This is a genomic window from Desulfosporosinus sp. SYSU MS00001 (assembly GCF_049943955.1).
Classification (GTDB): Bacteria; Bacillota; Desulfitobacteriia; order Desulfitobacteriales; family Desulfitobacteriaceae; genus Desulfosporosinus.
The window spans coordinates 46,196-64,308 of record NZ_JBNFTW010000005.1 but is presented as its reverse complement, the minus strand read 5'-3'; the positions used below and the strand labels follow the sequence as shown (position 1 = coordinate 64,308).

Sequence of the window (18,113 nt, the reverse complement as noted above, 5' to 3'; positions counted from 1 at the left end):
TTAAGACCACGTAATCAATTAGCTTAATTGCCTCTTCAAACTTTCTTTATCCATTACACAAACAACTCGTTTGATTTCCCGTCCTTTATCAAGCACCACAACCGAAGGAACGATTTCAATACTAAATTTCTGCGCGAGAGTCTTCTTAGTGGCTATATCGATTTTCATAACGTTATAGGATTCTGCTAGTTCTTTGTTTACTTCTTCTAATAAAGTGCCGTATTCTAAGCTTGTATTGTTTAACGCATTGAAGAAAAGTAAGAGAACTTTTTTATCACTTTGGAGAACATTCGACTTAAAGGCATTCAATTCTTCAATATACCGCTCAGCTGCCACGGCCGCCGTAGCCCCATCACCGGCTGCCGAGACGACTTGCCTTAAATATTTAACCCTATTATCTCCTACTGCATAAACTCCTTCAAGATTCGTTTCCATCAAGTCATTGACAGGTATATATCCCCGTTGATTCATCTCTACGCCACTGTCTTTAAGAAATTGCGTAGAAGGTATCATACCGACGAAGAAAAATACTCCCTGACAGGTCAATTCAGTGGACTCTCCTGTTTTGAGGTTCTTAATTTTTACACCCTCAACATTTTCTTCCCCCAAAACTTCTTCGACAGTGGCGTTCCAAATGAACTCCATCTTTTTATTTTGGAAGGCGCGCTCTGCACTAAGTTTATTGCAATCTAAAACACCCTGATCATGAAGCACAATCACTGTGACTTTTTGGGCGAACTTAGTAATATACATCCCTTCCTCGATGGCTTGGTCGCCGCTGCCGATGACAACAACATCCTCACCTTCAAAGAATTCAGCATCGCAGGTGGCACAATAAGCTACTCCATTGCCTTGAAGTCGTTTTTCACCCGGAATGTTCAGGAGTCTTGGCTCACTGCCGCAAGCTAAGATCACAGCCTTAGCTGTAAATTCCTTTCCCTTTTTGGTTTTAATTACTTTATCTTCTTGGGAAAAATCAATGCTTAGAACCTGATCCCTTAAAAATTCTACGCCAAAGCTCTCTGCATGTTTTTTAAAGTCCAGCATAAGATCAGAGCCGCTGATCTGTCCGTAGCCAGGATAATTGACAATTTCCCGGGTTGTATTCACTAATCCCCCAACAGTTCCCTTATTAATAATCAGGGTTTTAAGCTTAGCTCTTCCGCCATAGATACCGGCAGATAATCCGGCAGGCCCTCCGCCGATAATTACTAAATCATACGCATTGGTCATTTGTTCATTCCACCTTATGATTCTGAATTTAACACATCTGTAATTCTTTCCTCAACGTCCTCTTCCTCAACCTTCCCGGTTAATTTACCTTGATATTCTCCATCTTTAAAGAAAAGGATTTGCGGAACGCCTTTGAGGGAAAATTTTTGATATAAGCTCTTATCTTCCTCAACATCAACATAATAAAAACCATACTTGCCATCAAATTGCGGCTGCAAATCTTCCAAGACAGGCACGACGCTTTGACAGACATGACAGCTTTTTCGGGAGAAAATAACCAAACAAGGTTCTCCGTCATTGTAAATCACTTCTTCGAAACGACTCGAATTTAATTGTACTAATGACATATTTTGTACACTCCTTTATAGTGAAAAACTACAATTGAAATGCTCCCTTGCGAGTACAGATCAAGGATTATTGATTATCTGTCATCTGCTTCGAAGGGAGCATAGTGCGATGTTGGATTATCTTATAAGTTTGCCGAGAAATGAGTATCATAGCGTTTATTATCAATATCTAAAAAGATGTGATAATCACCGGATAATCCTTCTCTGCTAACATAGAACTGAAAATCATTATCGTTTTGCTCCTCAAACGAAACACAGGCTGCGGTAACATCATGAACCACGGTCGGAACTGAGTAGAACCTGGATTCGTTCTCACCCTGTAATTCAATAAAGACTTCCGATCCTTCCTTGAATGTTGCGCGCAGGGCCAAGCGATCTTCTTCGAGGATTAAGGATAGATTGTGTTTAGCCGGTAGTTCTACTCCTGCATCTTTAAATTTAACTTTAAATCCAAATTCGGGAGTTACGCCAAAGCCACCCAGGAACTCGCCTTTACCAAGGGTTAACTTCGTCGTTTCATCATATAAGGAGAGTCTTCTGGCTCGATAATAATTACCGCCTAAAACTTTCAATTCATATTTAACCTCATCATTTTGAACTTCAACGGTAATGGACTCCAAGGTTAAATGAATATGCTCGTCTTTATATTTATTTAATAACATTGCGCCCAAGCCGTCTGTATGTTTTCCACGATAAGTGGCAATACCTCCGGAGTGAATCATATAGTGTCCTTCACTATAGTAATCGACGTTGCAAATATAAGGGGAGTAGAATTCTGCTCCTCGTTCTTTACCATACTGCCAAATTTGTTCAATTTCCATTTTGTCCGTATTAATTCGATAAATTACTCCACGTGAGAAGTTGTCTTCAGGTGCAATTCTTGTAGCTTCGTTCTTTGAACGATAGGTTCCATTATCAAAGACGAAGACATCCCCATTAGGTAGAATTCTGGCGGCATGTTGCTCATATTGCCAATCGAAATCACCTTTAGTCACGTTCTTGAAGAAATACTTTTGCCATTCCTCTCCCCAACCTTCGGGATTACCAAGTATCCAGTTCAATTTTGACGTATCATAATCAAAGTTTATAATCGCATCCTTATGTCTGCCCGACATTGTAATGGAATTCGTCGCTTTGTCATACCATACTGCGTTATTATGGAACCAATCATGGTGGTTCCAATCTCCCGCATTCCCTTTTTCTCTGGGCAATATCTTAAGAAGATCCCAAGATTTAACGACTTCCCCAGTTTTTCTATCGACTTCAACAACAAAATCTTCAACAGATTCTTCAAATTCATTATCAGAAGCCGCCAAAAGGTTCCCGTTTTCTAACTCGATCGCATCATGATGGAACCCGCCCGGCAAGCGATATTCTTTGTAGATTTTGCCGCAAAAATCCATTTCCATAAGGCCAACTGTATAATAAGGTTTTTGCATCGTCCGATAAGAAGTATAGAGAAGTCTCCCATTAGCAAGTTTTTTAATATCCCAGCTTTGCTTGTTTGTTATAACCCATCTTAAATCACCGGCATAATCAAAACCGACCGTTTTGGCTGAATTAATTAACGGGGTCGTTGTTGAGATGATCATGAGATCTTTCCCGAAATACTCAGATGTAGTATGACAATACAAAGCTCTATTAACGTCGAGCTCTTTAATTTTAATTTTAACTTCTGACGTTTTCCCATTGCCCATGACGATACTCACCGTGTTTTCATAGTTGTCGTATAGTCCATAAATCGGTAATACATGCTCCTTGGCAGTTGCAAAGGTATGTGTAAGATCACCTTCTGCTGCTTTGCCTTTTACGGTGATTTGGGCAGTCGTTTCTTCATCAGTATTAAAGCAAATCACAGCAGCAAGCGGATTAATTAGATAGGGATTTTCGACAATAAGTGGGTTTTCCAGTGTATAAGTTCCAGATTTAAACTCAGCTAAATACTTTTCTTCTGACTCAGCTTGTAGGGTAATCAAATGCTTTTCGGTATTTAAGTAATTGCTCAAGATGTTCACTCCTTATCAGATGTCTAAGGCAACTGTCCTTGTTCTATTAATCACATTATACATTTCATAAAAAATTACATAAAACACAACTTCATTGTTTAAAATCACAACGCCTAGTTGTGGACGTATCATCGAAGAGGTTCGTATTAAATATCTTGATACTTGGTACAATTACTAAAAAACAAGTTAAAATAAAAGTAAATTAAAAGTCTATAGTTAACAGGAAGTGGATTGGGATGCGCATAAGTGATTTAAGACTTCTGATAGAATTGTCTTACTCAAATTCAATTACTCTAACTGCAGAGAAAATGCATATTTCTCAACAAGGATTAAGCCAAATGATTACTCGTTTGGAACAAGAACTTAACGTTAAGCTTTTTCAAAGGAGTCGACAAGGAACCACCTTAACTGAAGCTGGTCAAAAAGCCATGATGACCGCGAAAGAGATCGTGGAAAAATATGATGATTTAAAGGCAGAATTAGAGTTAATCACATTGCGGCAAACATCCCCTGTTGAAGGGGAACTTACCCTTCTTCATTCCCATAATTCAGGTACGACAGTTTTGCCAAAGGCATTAAAACTTTATAAATCCAGATATCCAAACATAAACTTAACACTTAAAGAAAGCTCACCGACCGAAACTATTGCTCGGATTAACGATGATCCTTCGGTCGTAGGGCTTATAAACTTTCCGGAATCTTTTTATCAAGATCCTGGAAATTATGTTTTAGCTTCGACTGAGTTAATTTATCAAGAACTTTTACAAGATGATTTAATCGTTTGTATACCGAAATCCTGGTTATTGAGCAATGATCAAATTAATTCGGCAAGTGAATTAGTTAAACTGCCAATGGTCTATTACGATACAAAACAATACTCAGAAATCGTATCACTAATTTTCCGTGACGCTGATCAATCTCCAAAAGTATTTTTAAAAACCCTTAATAACGAATTATTTCGTCAAACAATCCTTGACGGGTTAGCTATGGGCCTTATTTCCACGTTAGAATTGAGTGATAATCGACTATTAAAAGAATGTACTGTCCAGTCGAATCTACGCTTAAAGCTGATCTTTACCTGGGTAAGTTCTGCAAAATACCCGATGTCAATTCCAGCCCAAAAGTTTTTGGAATGCCTGAAACAATCCCCCAATATGTCGGACAGCTGACTACTTTTTGTTGTGAGAAAAGACAATAAGGTTCTGTTATATGGTGCCATTAGGTTTATGTATAATACGATTGAGGGAAAAAGTACAAACTAAACAGAAAGGAGAATAACCTTCCCAGCATAACCTTAACGGCCGATGCGCAGAGAACCTTTGGTATACTTTCTTATGATAAATTTCACAATGTAGGGGGATTGGAAATGGCAGTCGGGACGCAAGACAAAGATTATCTTTCCGGAGAATCTCTTCCAGCTTATAGAAAGTTAAACAATAATTACTTTGATAACCTAGAAGTTACCTCAATCCATAAGTTATTATTCTTCATTATTATGTTAGCTTATTTCTTTGAACAAATGGACAATTGGAATTTCGGTTTTATTGCTCCTGCGTTAATGAAGAGCTGGCACATTAACATGGCCGCTGTGGGAAAAATAAATTTTGCCTATTTTGTAGCCATGACCCTCGGTGGATTAACAGGTGGTATTATTTCGGACTTTATTGGACGCCGAAAAACCTTTTTAGGAGCAATCCTTCTTTTCTCGATTGCTTCCATCGCCAATGGTTTTGCTCAAAATGTACAAGTTTTTACGATAACGAGAGCTCTAACTGGTTTCGGTGTTTTTTGTATGATGGTTACTTCTCAAGTGTATATTGCTGAGATGGCACCGGCGGCTACACGTGGAAAATGGCAAAGCTTAACGGCTTCCTTTGGTTTTATGGCAGCCCCTTTGGTGGGACTTTTATGCCGCGTAGTTATTCCTCTGAGTCCCGAATCATGGCGTTATATCTTCTTCTTGGGCGGAGTTGGTCTTATTGGTTTTGTAATGGGTCTCAAATATTTAAAGGAATCACCGCGTTGGTTAGTTACCAAAGGTAAGCAAGAATTAGCTGAAGAAGTTATTGAACAATTAACGAATGTTAAAGTTGACCTAACTGAAGCTGCTTCTAAAGTAGAACCTCGGGTTAAAACTTTAGATGTTTTAGCTGGAATATTATCACCAAAGTATCTTAAAAGGACATTAATCATCTTGTTCTTTGTTCTCCTTACAGTTCCTGCTGGGTTTGTCATCACGAACTGGACTCCGACACTATTAAACCAAAGAGGGTTAAGTGTTAATGATGCTTTGACAGCTTCTTCCCTCCTCATGTTTGGTGTTCCGGCAGGCTGTTACTTATCTTCCTTAATTGCTGACAAAGGCGGCCGAAAGGTTCCGATGGCAATCATGGCTTTGTCGGTTGCATTACTATCCGTGATCTTTGGACAAATAAGCGGGTTCGTCCCCATTGTTCTTTGCGGATTCTTGATGATTGCAGTCAATATGGCTATGAACTTTATAACCTTTAGTTACATTGCTGAAAATTATCCCACAAAAATGCGGAATACTTCCACTGGGATTCACAATGCAGCGGGGCGCTTAGCAACTTCAGTTCTTCAATTATATATTCCTGTAGTTTTTGCTCAGTATAAATTTACAGGGGTTTACAATATGGTTGCGATTTTAGTTTGTATTCCTGTAGCCTTCTTATTATTATGGGGATTAAGAACGGGTGGCAAGTCGCTTGAAGAGATTTCTTAAAAAGGTATGGGAACCACTCTCGCTTGAGTGGGAGTCTTACGATTGGGTAAAATAATCAGAGATAAGTTCATATTACAAATTAACAATAAAACACTGCCAAGAATTACTTTTGGCAGTGTTTTATTTATCCAGTTACTTTTGACCTCAGACACCGGGCATTCGCGGCTATAAATCAGCGAGCTGTTCCTTGGCGCAGGCAAGATAGTAGTGACGCCCGTTCGCGCTTTGTTCCTGGCGGGCAAGACTGATAAGTCCTTGAGCTTTATACTTTAGCGCCAGTTTATTGGTACTATCTGCGGCAATAATAATATCAGCAAGTTCAGTGGCCCATTGAGCCTCTTCGTTGTCCAAGGCTTGACTAATAGCAGATAAGACAGACTCTATGCCCCCCATGAGAGCTATGGTCTTTTCGGCACGAGTCCGAATTGGCAGAGGATTGAGCTTGGTTGGATTACCATCAAACCAACCTACATAACCGGCATATATTCCTCGCACAGACCAAGCAACAGTGCCATAAAATTCACCAAGGTAAGGAAGGTTTGCCCACTTTTCAGGCAGTTTAACGGCCTCCGCTACCTCATCCATAGTCATACCTTGATTCATTCCTTTAAGAGTTTCTGTAAGAACATAATCAATAGCATCACGAAAGTTAGTTAAAGTTTCTGTAACAGCGCTTGCGCCGATGATTGGGCGTGTGTGACCAGGCAAAAGATAATTAGCCTGATAAGCAATCAGCCTATCCAAAGTGTCTACCCAGGTACTGATATCTCGATACTGACTGCCTCGAATGGGATACAGATTGGGCCAGCAACCATAGTAATTGTCACCACAGCAAAGTATTTTTTGTGCCGGCAGCCAGATGAGTATCTGGTCATCAGATTCCCCTGGGGCTGCAGCAAGTTCAAGAGTGATTCCATCAATATCCCGTACGATCCTTTCCTCACTATAAACAGTAGTTGGTGGCAAGAAAGCCCTTCGGCCCTTACCTTGAACTATACCTTCACGAACGCCGATTCCTTCAGAAATGGCTTCTTCATCGCTGAGTTCATAGCCAAATTGTCTGATGCCGCGCTGATTGAGCACGTCCTGCAGGGCATCCATTCGCCCAAGAACCGGCTTAGAAGGTGCAAAGGCAATAATCTCCGGGTTGGAGTCTCTAAAAACATCGGCACCTCCAAGATGATCCGGATGGCCATGAGTATAGATGATCGTCTTAACCGGCTTTTCTGTATACTCGGCAATAATGGCTTTAAGGGCTTCAGCGCGATAGTCGCAGTCAAGAGTATCAATTAGAATGACTGTGTTTTTTCCTATAATAAAACTGGCATTGCTGATGCCATAACCCATAACATGATAGACAACGCCGGGTATTATTTCTGTGACTTGGCATGGATAGGAGGTTTCTGAAAATTCCCTTAATAATTGTTCACCGTCTGATCGTAACATTACTAGCACCTCTCATTTTAGTGATACAGGACTGATATAGTTTAACACGTGAATAGCTGTAATGCGACCTGAACTTTATTAATTGAGATGCCTTCCACTCTATCAAATCGCTCCGCACTTTCATTTGCTTCTCAGTTAATTTTCTTTGTGCTTATTGAAAAGTAGGCAATACAATAGCTCAATGTAATCCCAAACCAATAGAATAATTGAATACTGGAAAAGTCTATTAGATAAAAAAGATAAGAGCACATGGAGTCATGCTCTTACCTTTTGATAACGATTTAGATGCGTCCTTTATTAATTAGAAGCCGCATATAGTTCGGCAGCTATACAAAGGTAATAGGAAAGCCCAATTTGCTCATTTTCAAGCATATTTCTATGAAAATCATCTTCCACAAAGAACTTTGCTTGAGCCTCAAAGGACTTCGCATTGATATTATGGCCATGATTTTTCAAACATAGAATATGACTCTCCAACGTCTGTTGTATCCTCTTATCATCTGCTTTCCAGCCGTTCTTTAGTGCATTGGAAATATCGCAAATAAATTGTTTAGCTTCCGCTGCTTGTTCGTTTAAGTTATCCACTTGGCCTTCCTTTACTTTTGGCATTGTATACCCATATTTTTCTCTAAGGTATTTCCCTTGCTCCGAAAGCGCATTTTCCCATTCCTCTTTGTTAAGACCGTTAAACATTTCTGATTTATCCATGACTTCTCCTTTCTTGGCGTGGACGATCGAGTCTTTAATTGTCTTTACTAAACGTTCCAATCTCTGCTTTCGCACCATAAGCAGTTCGTGTTGGTAAGTCAAGCATTCTAAACGACTCGGCTCATCCTTAAGTGCTTTTTTGATATCTTCGAGTGAAAAATCAAGCTCACGGTAAAACAAGATTTGCTGTAATTGTTCAAGTTCTGTTGCCCCATAAAGACGGTAGCCGGCTTCAGTTATTTTACAGGGTTTTAATAAACCAATTTTATGATAGTGGTGGAGTGTTTTTATCGTTACTCCTGCAATTTCCGCTACTTCTTTAACCGTATACAGCAAAATTTTTCACCTCGCGAATAATCGTAAGCCCTCCTCCAAGGTAAGAGTCAAGGTTATCATAACTGGATCGTAACGGAGAGTTATTAAGGTTTCACTCTACAAAGCCAGATCATGTGATCGTAATTTGGTCCCCAATAATCTTTTACTACTTTATAGGGTTCTCCAAATTTCCTTAACCATCGTTTCTGAGCAATTTTATAGCCACTATCTAAACAAAACCAATCAATACCTTGTTCAGATAGATGTTTTAGCATAGTATTAATTAATTCTGAGCCTACGCCTTGACCTTGGTAAGGCGGCAAAATGAATAAACTTCCTAATTCACCGATATTGTTGAGTTGGTTTTCTGTACACTTTTTGATATCCTCACCACATGAACTAAAGGAAATCGTACCAATAACAGTTTCATTTAGTTTAGCGATCATGAAATATATCGATAAACTAGATTTATCTAGAGAAGATTCAAGCAATTGTTTCTTATAGGTAATTTCTCTGAGAATATCCTCTTTACGGTGCCCGAGTCCCTCATTGTTAAACGCATCCGGAATTGTTGTCTCAAATACAAGTGATGCCCCTCTTATCTCAGCTTGTGTAAGATTACTTATCACTAATCCTTTTATCATAAAAAAACATCCTTTTACAAGATAATCCAACTAATGGTTGTCTCCAAATTTAAGGCCTTCTATGAATCATGCCTCAACCTCACTATCAAACTATACAATAAAATATCAATACACTACAAGGCTAAAATGCCTAACCCTTTTAACTCAGCATCAAGTGTTAATTTTTTAATCAAAGGATCAATCAACCTTCTTTTCTTTAGTTATGCCTCTTTGTAATATTAATCCAGCTTAATACCTGAAACTAATACTATCATTTGGTCTGTACATAAAATAATAAGCAGAACATACCAGTGTACATCTTTTGTTCTTGGATATATTAACTTCCATACAAAAAAAATTTTATTTTTTTATCTTCCAGCAAATTTTTTGTGTGCTAATCTCAAAATGGGAGGAAAACAATTTGAAAATCACTGGCTCTCAAGTTTTTCAGGGTAAAAATATTTATTCTCATAAAAAATGTATCCGCTTAAACTTGGATTTGGAAGGATACAGTGAAATCCCTACGAAAGATATTAAAGATTTTAACGAGACATTAAAACATATGCTTCCGGAGCTTTCGAAACACCGATGTGGAATTGATGAAGATCAAGGTTTTTATAAGCGGCTTGAAGAAGGGACGTACTTAGCCCACGTTTCGGAACATATAATCATAGCCCTTCATAATATGCTTGGTTTAGATGTAAACTATGGAAAAGCTCGGGAACTATCGGGAGATTTATATTATGTTATTTATCAATATGAATACGCCCAAACAGGTTTAGAAGCTGGAAGATTGGCCATTGACCTTATAAATTCCTTAATTGCCAGAGAATCCTTTGACATCGATATAAGGTTTAATCAATTAAAACAACTCTTGAAAACGGAACAGTTAGGGGTAAGTACATTAGCCATTTGCGAGGAAGCAAAAAAGCGTGGTATTCCCACCTTAAGATTAAGCGAAGATCGTATTTTGCAATTAGGTTATGGAAAGTACGCAAAACAAATTCGAGAAACGTTAAATCCTGATATAAGGGAAATCTCCGCAACATATCGCGGAACCAAACGGAACGTGGCTGCACATATGGTCGACCAAGTATTTGATGACGGACCGACCTCTATTCCCTTAGTTGCCATAACTGGTACCAATGGTAAAACGACCACCACAAGACTTATCGCACATATACTCTCAATTGCTGGTTATACGGTCGGGATGACAACTACCGATGGAATATATATTAATAAAAGGTGCATATTTAAAGGTGATACAACTGGCCCCCAAAGTGCACTTGCGATTCTGAAGAATAAAGATATTGACGCAGCGGTTTTAGAAACGGCTCGCGGAGGAATTATTCGGGAGGGCTTGGCATATGACCTCGCTGACGTTGGAGTTATTACAAATATTACCGAGGATCATCTTGGGATTGATGAAGTTCACACGTTAGACGATTTGGCAAAGGTTAAAGCTTTGGTGGGTGAAGCCGTGAAGGAAGATGGCTTTACTGTGATTAATGGGGATGACAAGATGAGTTTGACTATTAAGACGAGATTCAAGAGTCAACTAATCATTTTTTCTCTTCATAAGGATAACAAAGCACTTCAGGCAAATTTGAAAAATGGTGGCTATGGTATATATAGAGATCAAGATAAACTTATAGTCCAAAAGGGATCTTCTTCCGAGGTTCTCATGGACATCAAAGATATTGGCATAAGTATGAAAGGTATTCTAATCTATAATGTTCAAAATGCCATGGCTTCCTGTGCAGCCGCAATAGGACTTGGCATTGATTTAACTACAATTAAACTGGGGCTATCCTCATTTAACCATGAGCAAAATCCTGGCCGATTTAATATGTATTATGTTAATAACACACGAGTAATCTTAGATTATGGCCATAATAAAGACGGATATTCTTCCGTATTAGAGGGACTTAAACATATGGAATATAAACATCTCCTTGGAGTAATCGGAGTACCGGGAGATAGAATCGATAAAGACATAATTGACGTCGGTAAGTGTGCTGGAGAAAACTTTGATTATATTATTATTAAAGAAGATATAGAAAAACGTGGAAGGATAAGGGGCGAAGTTGCTGATCTTCTGGAAAAGGGAGTTCTAGCAACCAAGTTCTCTAAACAGAATGTGCTGAAAATTTTGGAGGAAACAGAAGCCTTTGAAGCGGCTTTAAAACGAGCGGAGCCTGAAGATGTTGTCATTATCTTCTTCGAAAAATCGGAGCCGCTAATAGACATAATAGAAAGTATGCCAGCCAAAATTGAAGCCTTATCTGCGAAATAATATTAAATGCTGAATCCTATTCACTGGATTCAGCATTTAATATTATTTTTCCCTTCACCCCAGTTCATTCACTGGTTTGTCGGCAAATTTATAAGGGTTATTCAATGAAGAATTTGGGGGATAGTTATGGCAACAGTGTGGATAGAATTGTTCCCATACCCTTTTGCATTCCAAGACGCTGCTTTTGGTTGTACATTTCCGTTACTATCATGTGCTCGAGCAAGCACAAAATAATGACCTGGATTTGTAATATTCCAGGCATATTCCCAGAAAGTCCATGTATATTGTTTATGCTCAGGACTGGTTAATTTGGCGGCATTCCAGGTCATCCCGTTGTCTACGCTTATTTCAACTTTACTAATAGTGCCTTTACCAGTCCACGCTAATCCCCTGACGGAATGTTGACCTGGATGGATAATTTCTCCCTTTGAAGGCCAAGTGATAATAGAATTGACTTTCATTTCCGTTACAGGTACAGCGTTCGAATAATCACCTTCATTTGTTAGATAGACATAATCAATTGTCTGGAAAGGACCTTTAAAAGGATTCGATACAAAGCCTATCTGTGTAACCCATTTAACATGTGCCATTCCATACCAACCTGGTACAATTAAACGAAGGGGAAAACCATGTTTGTACGGTATTGGTTCATCATTCATTTTTAAGGCTAAAAGACATTCCCCTAATAAAGTTTTGTCCAAAGGCAGGCTGCGTTCAAAATTTACGGAAGTATCCATATCCGGTCGAATTCCTGAATCTGCTCCTGTAAAAACAATCTCGACAGCGGTGTCCTTGGGCTTTATCTGGTCAAGGAGAAATGTTAGCGGAACTCCCGTCCATTTTGCGTTCCCAACGGCACCAATTTTCCATTGTTCTCCTGGTACAGGAGGTTCAAACATAGCCCTTTTATTGCCGGAGCATTCAATGGTTACAAATTTATCGACCTGGGGCATTTGCTTAAGTTGTTCATAATTAAAATAAAGTGGTCTGGATACTTCTCCGCCAATAGATAACCTCCAAGATTGCATATCAATTGTAGGATAAGTTAAGTGGCTTCGCGTATAAAACAATTCATTAGGCGTAACCCAAGTTAAAACATTGCTAATTGGCGACTCTAAATTTTCCGGCATTACCTGACGGGGTATCAGACCCGGTTTGTCATTAATGCTGCTTGGCAAATCCTGATTCACATTAAATCCCTCTTTCTATTTTGTTCATTGTCATTATAATTATCAAGACTGTCTTAAATAATTCATTATTTTCCAGTATGTATTACGGAAGGCGTTTGCAAATGAACTCATATGGATTTATTTTTACAGCCTTTGTTTTTCTATTATCGTTGCAGTTGAATTAACCAGAAATTCAATTGAATTATTTCGCTTAATTTTGGCCAAATTATTAACATAAAAGATAATACGATTGTCAAGGAGAGTTAACGATGAATAACAAAGATTATCCAGTTGCTAATCTATCGCAAGAAGACCTTGAAAAAGTACAAAAAGCAGAACAAGAGATAAGCCAAGGAACAGATAGTTCTAAAATATTAATTGCTTATGATAAAAAGAGTAATAGTTATTGATTTATAAAATAGAGGAATATAGGGCTGCAAATCAGCGGCCCTTTTTATTTAAATCGATTTCTCATAAAGCTCTTACATCCACGCCTGCCTTAGATTATAAACAAGCATATTTCCCTCTGATTAGTCATAACTCCAGAGAATATTAAGTAACCAATATGTACACTTTAAAAACAGAATTCGATAAGGAGGAAAATTACATATGCATCAGCGAAAATCAATTTTAATAATTTCTTTTCTTTTTGTCCTACTCTTAGTGGGATGCAGTAAACAACCTGCACCTTCAAATCCATCCTCTCCTCAAACCGGGCAATCAACAAATTCACCAACGACTAACGTCTCTTCCGGGGCATCAAACGCTGCGACCCAAGTAAGTGGCGCAGCTTTATACACAACAAATTGTGCAGGATGTCACGGTGCTACTGGGGCCGGTACGAGTGGCCCCGCTATTAATACGGATGAGTGGAAGAATAATTCTGCAAAGGTTCAAGGTGTTATAAAAAAAGGACAGGGCACCATGCCTTCTTTCTCTGGAAAACTCAACGACACACAAGTAAAGGCAATTGGGGATTTCGTTGCATCGTTAAAAAAGTAAATTTTTTACACGAAAATACAAAACAGAAAGAAAACGAACCCTTATTCCCTATTTAAAACTTGAAATACCCTTGCATAGTCTAAGGGTATTTTCTCTTTTTTGCTTAAAATTATAGTTCTGCCATTTCGCGCTTTATTATTAGATGTCCATGAGTTTTGCTTTTGCTTTAGGATCTTGATGATATGATTTTTCCACAGTTACATAAAGTTTTAAAAAGTCGTTATTCTATAAACATTAAGCTGAAAGGTACCCATCTAATGAAACTAAACTGCAAACTTATTTTTAGTGGGGCAATCATTCTAGTCCTCCTAGTATTGATTTTAGGTCGTTTAACTGTAAGATTGTCTATACCATCTGATTTTAAATCCGGCAATTATACCAACATAACTAAACCCGACAAATTACCCAAATTAACTAAGTCTGAAGCGCCATCACCAACTGCAGCTCCTGAGTCTCTCATCCCACACCAAAACAAATCGAAACTGGTTGCCTTCCCCAAAGAAGGTATACCTGTGCTTATGTATCATTCCATTAAAACACTTCCGGGCAACTCACTTGGCGTTCCAGTAAAACAATTTACTGAGGAAATGTCATGGCTTCACGAACAAGGCTATAATACAATATCCCCAAAAGATTTATACGAAGCCTTGATAAACCAAAAACCTGTTCCCGAAAAACCGATTTTAATAACATTTGACGACGGCTATAGCGATAATTATATCTCAGCTTGGCCAATACTTCGTCAAATTGGTTTCAAAGCTACTTTCTTTATAATTACAGATTCTATCGGTTCTGGCATGATGAAATGGGACCAACTTAACGATCTCATTAAACAGGGAAATACAATAGAAAGTCATACTGTACATCATCTTGACCTCTCTACACTTGGTGAAAACGAACAAGAACTTGAACTAAATATTTCAAAGCAGGAACTTGAAAGCCATCTTGGAATCAATGTACAATCACTATGTTTTCCTTCAGGAAAATATAATAAAACCACCCTAGCTTTGATGCCAAAGGTTGGATATAAGCTCGGTTTTACTACGAAACCCGGTAAAGTGCATTTGGGTGATAACATATTGACATTGAAGCGCGAGCGAATTTATGGAGGTATGTCTCTTGCATTATTTCAAAGACTTTTCCCGTAAGCTAATCTTTTATTGATTCTCACTACATATATTTAATGCTATACAACCATGCTTATAATACATTCGCATTGAAATGCTCCAGTGGCTATTCCAGTAAGATCAAGATCTTCAAGGTAGTATGCCTAACAATAACATTACATATCTTGTCATCTTTGGGATTATAATTATTACTATGAAATTATAAATTGGTAACCTTATAAACTGAAGGGATTAATAAACAAAATGGATAATCCCCTCGCCCTCTTGTCTATGTATTAAATGGATTTATGAAAAGAAAATAGTTTCTAAAAATTTTTAGGGGGTGATTCTTTTGGAAAAAAAAGATATTTACCAAATCGAAGACGATGTCAAGGTAGTTACTGAATTATGTCAGCTAAAAGATTTAGATTATGAGATCAAAATCGTTGACCAATTGGATCAATTTAAAGATCAATAAATGACGTTCCTTTAGTCATCGAAAAGATTTGATCAATCTCTCATCGTCTGAACGGTGAGGGATTTTCTTATACCGAAATAGCAGAAAATTATTTTGTATAAATCTACTATTTAGATTAAAGTTCCAAACATTAGCATGTGGTTGGCTCTTTTCCTATTACCAATGATTATCTCCTAACTTTTTTTGCCTTTTTCAAGGTACTTGGACGTATAGTCTATTCAAACTTAGTGTCTTTCTTCTCAGCTAATTTTAAGCAAAGGTTATTATAATCAGATGGGGTAAGATAACGATGATTTTTTCTTGTTTTGGATCGCTTATTTTCTCTGTACGATTGGTATGATAGATACCAGCTACAATTCCTATAAGGATGTGAATAAATGGATTCCTTTTCATTTCGCATTTTAGTAGTCGATGATGAGCCTTCTATTCGACAAATGTTAGATTTAGGTTTACGAAAAGCGGGTTATCTTGTAAAAACTGCTGCTAATGGGCAAATTGCTTTAGAACTAATTCCTGCATATGACCCACATCTAATTATTTTGGATCTGATGATGCCTGTCATGGATGGAAATGATTTTTGTCAGGCCCTTCCGGAAATTAGTCAAGCTCCAATGATTATGCTGACAGCCAAAAATTCTGCTACGGATATTGTTGTTGGTTTAAGGCAAGGAGCCAATGATTATCTGACCAAACCTTTTCATTTTGAGGAACTATTAGCTAGAATTGAGGTTCAGTTACGAAACCGCTACCCAGAGTTGACTGGAAAACATAGTATAGGTGCTTTTTGCTTGGATGAAGCACACCATTCCATTACATTTAATAATTGCCAGCTCTCCCTTTCCCCTACTGAATATAAACTTTTATCCTATTTGCTTTGGAACCCAGGTCAAATACTTGGCAAAAGCTCCATTCTAAGCCATGTTTGGGGATACGACTTCGACGGTGAAGATAATATTGTCGAAGTATATATCCGTTACCTTCGTGAAAAACTTGGCGACAAGGAACACAAATTAATTCAAACTGTGCGTGGTGTTGGCTATCGCCTGGTTCCTCTGCTGAAAAATTGAAATTTGTAAGATAAGATTCTCAAAGAGGGAAGGTGTTAGAGTGCTGGATGGAGATAATAAAGAAGATTGGAAAAATTCCCTGACTACTAAACTATTAGTGAGATTTTGGTTGAGCCTTTTACTGGTATCAATGACTATGGGAGTAATTCAGTATCAGGCATTAAATTCGTTTTTGATGAAAGGAGAAACCCAGGATCTACAGACTCAGATAGGTTCATTTGAGGTTAATCAACTAAAGTTATGGCTGGATCATGAACAGCGATTTCCCAAGGCTTGGCAGAGTCTCAGCCCTGGTGTTGTCGTCGGTTTCTTTTCGCCCGATAAAAAGCTTGAAGGTATACTCAGCCGCCAGGAGGTTAAGGCAAAAAATCCTTACGTTTTAGAAAAATCATTTTTCCAAAGACAAATAACAAAAGATAAGCTTCGAACAAATGTTATTTTAACGTCTCCAAAGGGCATCCGCTACAGGGTTATTTCCGGGCCGATCTACCTAAATCAAGAAACTGGAGCTAGTGTAACAGGACAAATGTCAAAACCAGCATCAAACAATACATTAATTGGTTATGCAACTCTATCTGCCCCGCTAACACAGATCAACAATATACTCTACCACCAACTTCAGGTTTTCCTGATCAGCACAATGTTTATACTCATATTTGGCGGACTTCTAACGTTGTATATTCTGAAAAAACCTCTCTTACCCTTATCACGCATGTCCGAAATTTCAGGAAAGATAGCTGCCGGCAATTACGCCTTAAGAATACCCGAAGAACCAGCAGCATCGGAGATTGTACATTTAAGATTTGTTTTAAATCAAATGCTCGACACCCTTAATCGATCTTTAGCGACAGAAACAGAAGCCAAAGAACAAATGGCAAGGTTTATTGGAGATGCTTCCCATGAATTAAGGACACCTTTGACGTCTATTCGGGGATTCCTGGAAATCTTGTTGCTCGACCCGGAAACAGACTCGGAAACTTTAGCTGCAGCCCATAAATCAATGCTCACTGAAACTGAGAGATTAATCCACCTCACCGAGGATTTATTGACCCTCAACCGTTTAGCAAAACAAATCGCTAATGATCCGCAAGTTAACCCGGAAACAATTGTTCAAGATGTTCTTCCAGAGGTTTTGCCCCTATTGAATTCATTATTAGGATACCGGACCTTAGATATCCAATGTGACGAAACATCCCTTCCGGTTGAACCAGGAGAACTTAAGCAAATTCTCTATAACCTAGTTCATAATGCTATTCAACACACTTCTGTCAATGGAAAGATTACGATAAAAACTGAAACGAATAGCAAGGTAAGCTATCTTTATGTCTCAGATAACGGAGAAGGAATTGCCCCTCAGGATCTTCCCTATATATTTGAGCGCTTTTATCGGAGCAGCAGATCAAGGGAAAGGAGGTCTGGTAGTGGTGCAGGATTAGGATTGGCTATCGTTCATGAATTCATAAATTTACGAGGCGGGAAAATCGATGTTGAAAGTACGCTGGGGAAAGGTACGACCTTTATAATTCATTTCCCCAAAGAGTCTTAAAAAACTTTTAGTTTTTAAAAATACAATC

Annotated in this window: 16 protein-coding genes; 9 read left to right on the top strand and 7 right to left on the bottom strand. The window is 38.3% G+C overall.

Annotated features, from left to right (window positions below; all coding sequences use genetic code 11):
• Positions 1-18 precede the first annotated feature (18 nt).
• The 3 genes from trxB to ACPUYX_RS10805 all read right to left on the bottom strand — a co-directional run bounded on the left by trxB (position 19) and on the right by ACPUYX_RS10805 (position 3,586).
• A complete protein-coding gene (gene trxB, locus ACPUYX_RS10815) occupies positions 19-1,233 on the bottom strand; it encodes a thioredoxin-disulfide reductase (RefSeq protein ID WP_426379676.1) in 1,215 nt (404 codons plus the stop codon).
• A 14-nt stretch (positions 1,234-1,247) separates the two neighbouring features.
• Entirely contained in the window at positions 1,248-1,580 is a 333-nt protein-coding gene (locus ACPUYX_RS10810; protein ID WP_426379675.1) for a thioredoxin family protein, read from the bottom strand.
• 122 nt (positions 1,581-1,702) lie between these two features.
• Positions 1,703-3,586 (bottom strand): aryl-sulfate sulfotransferase, encoded by a 1,884-nt coding sequence (locus ACPUYX_RS10805; RefSeq protein WP_426379674.1) that lies wholly within the window; start codon positions 3,584-3,586, stop codon positions 1,703-1,705.
• 236 nt (positions 3,587-3,822) lie between these two features.
• Between ACPUYX_RS10805 and ACPUYX_RS10800 the strand changes: the two genes are divergently transcribed.
• Together ACPUYX_RS10800 and ACPUYX_RS10795 are read left to right on the top strand one after the other, a co-directional pair.
• Positions 3,823-4,755: a LysR family transcriptional regulator gene (locus ACPUYX_RS10800; RefSeq protein ID WP_426379673.1), complete on the top strand. Its 933-nt coding sequence runs from the start codon at positions 3,823-3,825 to the stop codon at positions 4,753-4,755.
• Between the two features lie 197 nt (positions 4,756-4,952).
• On the top strand, positions 4,953-6,329 hold the full coding sequence (locus ACPUYX_RS10795; protein WP_426379672.1) for an MFS transporter: 1,377 nt from the start codon (positions 4,953-4,955) through the stop codon (positions 6,327-6,329).
• A 165-nt stretch (positions 6,330-6,494) separates the two neighbouring features.
• Here ACPUYX_RS10795 and ACPUYX_RS10790 read toward each other — a convergent pair whose 3' ends face one another.
• From ACPUYX_RS10790 to ACPUYX_RS10780, 3 genes are all read right to left on the bottom strand, one after another.
• Complete coding sequence (locus ACPUYX_RS10790) at positions 6,495-7,775, bottom strand: alkyl sulfatase dimerization domain-containing protein (protein ID WP_426379671.1); 1,281 nt, start codon at positions 7,773-7,775, stop codon at positions 6,495-6,497.
• Positions 7,776-8,072: 297 nt separating this feature from the next.
• Positions 8,073-8,819: a MerR family transcriptional regulator gene (locus tag ACPUYX_RS10785; protein ID WP_426379670.1), complete on the bottom strand. Its 747-nt coding sequence runs from the start codon at positions 8,817-8,819 to the stop codon at positions 8,073-8,075.
• Between the two features lie 83 nt (positions 8,820-8,902).
• Positions 8,903-9,442: a GNAT family N-acetyltransferase gene (locus ACPUYX_RS10780; RefSeq protein WP_426379669.1), complete on the bottom strand. Its 540-nt coding sequence runs from the start codon at positions 9,440-9,442 to the stop codon at positions 8,903-8,905.
• A gap of 400 nt (positions 9,443-9,842) precedes the next feature.
• Between ACPUYX_RS10780 and ACPUYX_RS10775 the strand changes: the two genes are divergently transcribed.
• Positions 9,843-11,717 (top strand): cyanophycin synthetase family protein, encoded by a 1,875-nt coding sequence (locus tag ACPUYX_RS10775; RefSeq protein ID WP_426379668.1) that lies wholly within the window; start codon positions 9,843-9,845, stop codon positions 11,715-11,717.
• 101 nt (positions 11,718-11,818) lie between these two features.
• Here ACPUYX_RS10775 and ACPUYX_RS10770 read toward each other — a convergent pair whose 3' ends face one another.
• Positions 11,819-12,907: a sulfite oxidase gene (locus tag ACPUYX_RS10770; RefSeq protein ID WP_426379667.1), complete on the bottom strand. Its 1,089-nt coding sequence runs from the start codon at positions 12,905-12,907 to the stop codon at positions 11,819-11,821.
• Between the two features lie 248 nt (positions 12,908-13,155).
• Between ACPUYX_RS10770 and ACPUYX_RS10765 the strand changes: the two genes are divergently transcribed.
• The 6 genes from ACPUYX_RS10765 (at position 13,156) to ACPUYX_RS10740 (ending at position 18,085) form a co-directional block, all read left to right on the top strand.
• On the top strand, positions 13,156-13,296 hold the full coding sequence (locus ACPUYX_RS10765; protein WP_426379666.1) for a hypothetical protein: 141 nt from the start codon (positions 13,156-13,158) through the stop codon (positions 13,294-13,296).
• Positions 13,297-13,495: 199 nt separating this feature from the next.
• On the top strand, positions 13,496-13,888 hold the full coding sequence (locus tag ACPUYX_RS10760; RefSeq protein WP_426379665.1) for a c-type cytochrome: 393 nt from the start codon (positions 13,496-13,498) through the stop codon (positions 13,886-13,888).
• Between the two features lie 182 nt (positions 13,889-14,070).
• Positions 14,071-15,036 (top strand): polysaccharide deacetylase family protein, encoded by a 966-nt coding sequence (locus ACPUYX_RS10755; protein WP_426379664.1) that lies wholly within the window; start codon positions 14,071-14,073, stop codon positions 15,034-15,036.
• A gap of 310 nt (positions 15,037-15,346) precedes the next feature.
• Positions 15,347-15,472: a hypothetical protein gene (locus ACPUYX_RS10750; RefSeq protein ID WP_426379663.1), complete on the top strand. Its 126-nt coding sequence runs from the start codon at positions 15,347-15,349 to the stop codon at positions 15,470-15,472.
• A gap of 377 nt (positions 15,473-15,849) precedes the next feature.
• Positions 15,850-16,539, top strand: a complete 690-nt coding sequence (locus tag ACPUYX_RS10745) for a response regulator transcription factor (RefSeq protein WP_426379662.1) — start codon at positions 15,850-15,852, stop codon at positions 16,537-16,539.
• 40 nt (positions 16,540-16,579) lie between these two features.
• A complete protein-coding gene (locus ACPUYX_RS10740; protein ID WP_426379661.1) occupies positions 16,580-18,085 on the top strand; it encodes a sensor histidine kinase in 1,506 nt (501 codons plus the stop codon).
• The last annotated feature ends 28 nt before the right edge of the window (positions 18,086-18,113 follow it).

Bases quoted from the DNA above. Each gene is read 5' to 3' on its own strand.
- ACPUYX_RS10755 (WP_426379664.1), top strand. From the start codon at position 14,071: ATGATTTTTCCACAGTTACATAAAGTTTTAAAAAGTCGTTATTCTATA.
- ACPUYX_RS10810 (WP_426379675.1), bottom strand. From the start codon at position 1,580: ATGTCATTAGTACAATTAAATTCGAGTCGTTTCGAAGAAGTGATTTAC.
- ACPUYX_RS10795 (WP_426379672.1), top strand. From the start codon at position 4,953: ATGGCAGTCGGGACGCAAGACAAAGATTATCTTTCCGGAGAATCTCTT.
- ACPUYX_RS10800 (WP_426379673.1), top strand. From the start codon at position 3,823: ATGCGCATAAGTGATTTAAGACTTCTGATAGAATTGTCTTACTCAAAT.
- trxB (WP_426379676.1), bottom strand. From the start codon at position 1,233: ATGACCAATGCGTATGATTTAGTAATTATCGGCGGAGGGCCTGCCGGA.
- ACPUYX_RS10790 (WP_426379671.1), bottom strand. From the start codon at position 7,775: ATGTTACGATCAGACGGTGAACAATTATTAAGGGAATTTTCAGAAACC.
- ACPUYX_RS10760 (WP_426379665.1), top strand. From the start codon at position 13,496: ATGCATCAGCGAAAATCAATTTTAATAATTTCTTTTCTTTTTGTCCTA.
- ACPUYX_RS10765 (WP_426379666.1), top strand. From the start codon at position 13,156: ATGAATAACAAAGATTATCCAGTTGCTAATCTATCGCAAGAAGACCTT.
- ACPUYX_RS10745 (WP_426379662.1), top strand. From the start codon at position 15,850: ATGGATTCCTTTTCATTTCGCATTTTAGTAGTCGATGATGAGCCTTCT.
- ACPUYX_RS10780 (WP_426379669.1), bottom strand. From the start codon at position 9,442: ATGATAAAAGGATTAGTGATAAGTAATCTTACACAAGCTGAGATAAGA.